2 protein-coding genes are annotated in these 1,088 nt (G+C 37.1%); both read right to left on the reverse strand.

Annotated features, from left to right (window positions below; genetic code table 11):
* A partial coding sequence (locus GMA13_RS10515; RefSeq protein WP_255884527.1) for an IS3 family transposase occupies window positions 1–728 on the reverse strand: 728 nt, incomplete at its 3' end.
* Window positions 662–1,042: a helix-turn-helix domain-containing protein gene (locus GMA13_RS10520; protein ID WP_255884526.1), complete on the reverse strand. Its 381-nt coding sequence runs from the start codon at window positions 1,040–1,042 to the stop codon at window positions 662–664. The genes GMA13_RS10515 and GMA13_RS10520, both read right to left, overlap by 67 nt.
* Between the last annotated feature and the right edge of the window lie 46 nt (window positions 1,043–1,088).

Raw genomic sequence — 1,088 nt, forward strand, 5'->3', positions numbered from 1 at the left:
TCCATAGCACCATTGTCCATACAGTTTCCTTTTCGTGACATGCTCTGTGTAATGTTGTGCTCAGAGAGTAATTGCTGATATTCAGCGTGCTGGTATTGCCATCCCTGGTCTGAATGAAATACAGGTGTCGCATCGGCAGGCAGCTTGTCAAATAAGCCGTTCAACATTTCTCTAATCTGTTCTAAGTTAGGACTTAGTGAAACAGAATAAGAAACAATTTCTCTGTTAAACAAATCCATAACAGGAGATAGGTAGACCTTTTCATCTCCTACCTTGAATTGAGTAACATCTGTTGTCAGTTTTTCAAAAGGCTTCTCAGCTTTGAAATCTCTTTTTAAAAGATTATCTGCTATTTTTCCAACTTCGCCTTTGTAAGAATGGTATTTTTCGTTTTTGCGCTGTTTACCCTTTAAGCCAAGCGTTCTCATTAGCTTTTGTACGGTTTTATGGTTAATAGTGTAGCCTTTACTACGCATTATCATCAGGATTCTACGGTATCCATATCTACCTTTGTGAGCGTTGAATATTTCGATTATCTCTTGTTTTTCTTTTTCATACTTATCTGTATTTGGATGTTTGAGGTAGTAATAGAATGTACTTCTTTTTAATCCTGACAATTTAAGCAAATCATTCAGCGGATATCTTTGCCTTAATTCAGAGACTATTTTCGCTTTTTCCCGCTCTTTTGCTCTTCCGCAAGAACTAAGGCACTCAGTTTTTTTAAGTATTCTATTTCCATTCGTAAACGCTGATTTTCTGCTATTAAATCCTCTTCTACCTTTTTATCAAGTTTCGGTGGTCTGCCTCTTCTTTTTCCATTGGCAGAGCCTCTGCCTCGTCTTTCTTTCATCAGACCTTCGGCTCCTTCTTCTAAATATATGCGTTCCCACCGTTTAAGCATATCAACTACGCTACCACTTTGTCTTAATTCATACTTTCGTGCAGTTTCTCTATACCCTAAATGGTGTTCTCGCATATCCATTATAACACCTATTTTGAATTCTGCACTATATACTTTGTTTTTTCTTCCTGTTTTACCCATAAAAATATGCACCTCCAAAAGTGTCTAACTTTTGGGGTGCATATCA

The organism is Ruminococcus sp. zg-924 (genome assembly GCF_024433635.1).
In the GTDB taxonomy this organism is placed as follows: domain Bacteria; phylum Bacillota; class Clostridia; order Oscillospirales; family Acutalibacteraceae; genus UBA7067.

Excerpts from the sequence above, each read along its gene's own strand:
- GMA13_RS10520 (WP_255884526.1), bottom strand. The coding sequence starts at position 1,042 with ATGGGTAAAACAGGAAGAAAAAACAAAGTATATAGTGCAGAATTCAAA.